This window comes from Aquamicrobium segne (assembly GCF_042656785.1).
GTDB classification, from domain to species: Bacteria; Pseudomonadota; Alphaproteobacteria; order Rhizobiales; family Rhizobiaceae; genus Mesorhizobium; species Mesorhizobium segne.
Window position 1 is genome coordinate 1 of the sequence record NZ_JBHSLL010000005.1, and the last position, 3,371, is coordinate 3,371.

At 59.1% G+C, this 3,371-nt stretch carries 6 protein-coding genes; 3 read left to right on the forward strand and 3 right to left on the reverse strand.

Annotation, left to right across the window (positions count from 1 at the left end):
- The 3 genes from ACFPLB_RS01285 to ACFPLB_RS01295 all read left to right on the forward strand — a co-directional run.
- The coding region (locus ACFPLB_RS01285; protein ID WP_378227443.1) for an OB-fold nucleic acid binding domain-containing protein at window positions 1-565 on the forward strand (565 nt) is incomplete at its 5' end.
- Between the two features lie 141 nt (window positions 566-706).
- Window positions 707-850 (forward strand): hypothetical protein, encoded by a 144-nt coding sequence (locus ACFPLB_RS01290; RefSeq protein ID WP_378227444.1) that lies wholly within the window; start codon window positions 707-709, stop codon window positions 848-850.
- Window positions 851-963: 113 nt separating this feature from the next.
- The gene (locus ACFPLB_RS01295) at window positions 964-1,488 is read left to right on the forward strand and encodes an IS5 family transposase (RefSeq protein WP_378227448.1); all 525 of its coding nucleotides are present in this window, start codon (window positions 964-966) and stop codon (window positions 1,486-1,488) included.
- Window positions 1,489-1,543: 55 nt separating this feature from the next.
- Here the strand turns inward: ACFPLB_RS01295 and comJ are convergent, their stop codons facing one another.
- The 3 genes from comJ to ACFPLB_RS01310 form a co-directional block, all read right to left on the reverse strand.
- Window positions 1,544-2,011, reverse strand: coding sequence for a competence protein ComJ (gene comJ / locus ACFPLB_RS01300; protein WP_378227445.1), 468 nt, complete (start codon window positions 2,009-2,011; stop codon window positions 1,544-1,546).
- A 135-nt stretch (window positions 2,012-2,146) separates the two neighbouring features.
- Window positions 2,147-2,620 (reverse strand): Ros/MucR family transcriptional regulator, encoded by a 474-nt coding sequence (locus ACFPLB_RS01305; protein ID WP_378227446.1) that lies wholly within the window; start codon window positions 2,618-2,620, stop codon window positions 2,147-2,149.
- 500 nt (window positions 2,621-3,120) lie between these two features.
- Window positions 3,121-3,371: PIN domain-containing protein (locus ACFPLB_RS01310; RefSeq protein ID WP_465251462.1), on the reverse strand; the 251-nt coding region annotated here is incomplete at its 5' end.

Here is a 3,371-nt window from a genome sequence, read left to right on the forward strand (position 1 = left end):
TCGCCCCATGGCGGCCGGAAAGGAGGTCGTGGAGGACTATGGTCATCTCGGATTGACCCTGCGCCAACACCCCGTTTCATTCCTGCGGTCGGATCTGGCCCGCCGGCGTATCATGACTTGCGCAGAGGCGACCGCTTGCCGTGACCGACGCTGGGTCCATGTCGCCGGGCTGGTGTTGGTGCGCCAGCGACCCGGATCGGCGAAAGGCGTGATGTTCATCACGCTTGAGGATGAGACGGCTGTGGCCAATCTTGTCGTCTGGACCAAGGTCTTCGAAAAACATCGCCGTATCGTGCTTGGCTCGGGGATGATCGGAGTAAAGGGCAGGGTGCAGCGAGAGGGTGATGTCGTCCACGTTGTCGCCCATGAACTGTTCGACCTTTCGGCGGAACTGGCCAGCGTCGGCGCACGTGAAGTGCAATTTCCGCTGTCACATGGTCGCGGCTACGAGCTCCAGCACTTTTCGCCGGCACCTGATCCGCGCGGTCTGACCAGGCCAGCGAACTCGGTCGATGACTACGACCGCCCAGATGAAATCAAAGTGAAGACACGCGATTTTCGCTAAGGATGTTGAACAGCACCCGGAATATGCTTGCCCACTGGGAAACCTAGGCCGTGTGGACGAATTGACTCAGGCATAGGTTTTGGGGTTCCGGGGACGAATCCGGTGTGTTTCATAGGTTGCTGACTGATTTGGAGGTCGGCGATGTCCACGAAGATGACGGATACGGATTGGGCGAACGCGCTGGAGGTCTTCCGGGCCTGCCTGCCCCGGCGGGGCCGCAAGGCCGCGGATGACCGGTTGTTTCTGGAAGCGATGCACTTCTTCACGGTGGAGAATGTGCGCTGACGGGCGCTGCCGGAGCGCTTCGGCCATTGGAACTCGGTGTGGAAGCGTTTTGACCGGCTGAGCAAGGCCGGCGTGTTCGAAGCCTTCTTCGACACGCTGGCCGAGATGAGCGCATCGGCCCATTTGATCCAGATGTTCGATTCCACCATTGTGCGCGCCCATATCTCGGCGGCCGGCGCAAAGGGGGGCAGCAAGGCCAGGCGCTCGGACGCTCGCGTGGCGGGTTCACGACCAAAATCCACGCCAAGGCGGACAATTCGGGCGACATCATCGCGTTCGATCTAACCGGCGGTCAGGTTGCGGACACAACCCGCTTCGAGACCCTGCTCGACATAGGGCCGGACATCACCCCACGCGCCGCACTGGGCGACAAAGGCTATTCCAGCAAGGCCAATCGCGCCGCCGCGCGGGCTCGCGGCATCGCCCCGGTGATCCCGCACAAGGCCAATGAGAAGAACCCGCAGGCTTTCTTCGCCAAGACGCTCTACAAGGCGCGCGCTCGTATCGAGCAAGGCTTCGGGCGGCTCAAGCGCTTCAAGCGCGTCGCTCTGCGATGCGAAAAGACCGCACGGAATTTCCGCTCGATCGTCAGCTTCGCTGCCGGCCTATGCTTGCTCAAATTCGTCCACACGGCCTAGTAGCGCGTTGTGACCAATGCGCAAAGCTAGGCAATACCGCATCATCCGCGGCTCCCTACTGCGCCGGGTCGGCATCGCGGCGCAGGACTATATCTGTGGTGATCTCTCCGCCCTTCTTCAGGATACGAAATTGCGGAGCGTCGCTCTGCGAAAAGCTCAGACGCAGGATATATGAATAATCATCGGTTCCGACCAATCCTTGATAAATGAGATTGTAGCTTCCCTCGGGCACATTGACGCTTTGAGTGTCGAAGAGGGTGCCAATCTGCACAGGCCCCTTTACGGAGAAAGGCACTTGGACCGCCCAAAGGGCCTCAGAGCGGAAGTTGTCGCCCTCCCCCATCTCCACGCCTACCAAAACCTCACCGTCATGGTCGGGCACACCGAAGCTCACATATCCTGGTGACCAGGCGAACCCCTGGCTGACGTGATCGTCGGTCCATAGAAGACCGTAGGCGGCACGGTCCTCCGTGTGAACCACCACCTGAGCATAGAGGACCGTGATAGGGAAATCAGCCAGCATGGTTCATCGCCTCGAAATTGAGTAGATCGTTGCACCTCGAAAACGGATTCTCCCGTTTTCGATAGCGAGTTCTTTTCGTACGCAGGCGTTGTCCCGAAGTCACCCTATCTCATAGAATGTGCTGGTCTTTCGCTGTCAGGAGAATTTAAGACCGAGTTTTTTTCGTCTCGCAGGTGCTGCGGGCGCTGGTTCATCAGTTTTGGTTTTGCGCCCGAGGCCTGTGGCCTTCGCCAGGGCCGAGCGCGCCGACGAATAGGCTGGGGCAACCATAGGGTAGTCTGCTGGGAGACCCCATTTCTCACGATATTCGCTCGGTGTGAGGCCGTGACTGGTTGCAAGATGCCGCTTCAGTGATTTGAACTTTTTCCCGTCCTCGAGGCAGATAATGTAATCGGGGTTGACCGACTTCCTGATCGGAACAGCCGGTTTCTGGGGGTTGTCCGATTTCAACACTGCTGGGGCGATTTGCTGCTGCAGGACGTGATGAATATCGGCGATGAGCTGGGGAAGGTCCCCGACACGAACAGGATTGTTCGAAACATACGCCGACACGATATCGGTGGTCAGTTGAATAAGCCTGTCGGTGTCATTGACGGTGGTTTCGTTCACCTTGGTACCTCAGCCGATTTTCCCATTCTCCAATCTCCACTTACATGATCTCCAAGAGCGATTACAATGCGTGACCGGGGCGTCTCAAAAGGGGCGACTCTTGGCGCAGCTGAAGCTAGCGGGTCTTCGCCTATTCGGCCCGCCGCCCCCGACGCATTGGAGGCATTGAGAGGAAATGCTGGAGGCGATTAAACGCTGGAGGCGCCAGCGACGCGCCCGTCGCAATCGCTGGCGAGAAGACGCGCTATATCTCCTCGCCGCTGAGGACGCCGGGGCCTATTACGAGGCACAGCGCCGTGCGACTCGTAGTCGCCTCGGAGGCGATCGGGAGGAGTTTTTTCATTGGGTCAAGGTGGCAGCGGAAGTAGCTCGCCTCTCTCCTACCGTAGCAATGGACCTAGCTGTTTTGCGGGATTTGGTCGCCGCCGAGGAGCAACGGAGCGGCCAGCGAAAATAAGTGTCATGCAGGTTGCAGGGTTTCGCATCAGGTGCGCTTCGGCTCACCCTCCATAGGTCCACGGATCGATGATCGTCAGCCCGATCCCCTCGAAATCGGCAACGTTACGCGTTGCAACAGCTGCACCCCGAGACAAGGCGATCCCAGCAATCTGCGCATCGAACTGACTGATGGGGCGGCCACTTTGCCGGCGTTCTACGGCAAGTGTGGCATAGGTATCTGCCCCCTCGCGATCGAAGGGCAGCACGCGACCCGCGAAATCCTCCCAGAAGATCGGTTCAATCGCAGCCAGAA

Bases quoted from the DNA above. Each gene is read 5' to 3' on its own strand.
- ACFPLB_RS01290 (WP_378227444.1), top strand. From the start codon at position 707: ATGTCCACGAAGATGACGGATACGGATTGGGCGAACGCGCTGGAGGTC.
- comJ (WP_378227445.1), bottom strand. From the start codon at position 2,011: ATGCTGGCTGATTTCCCTATCACGGTCCTCTATGCTCAGGTGGTGGTT.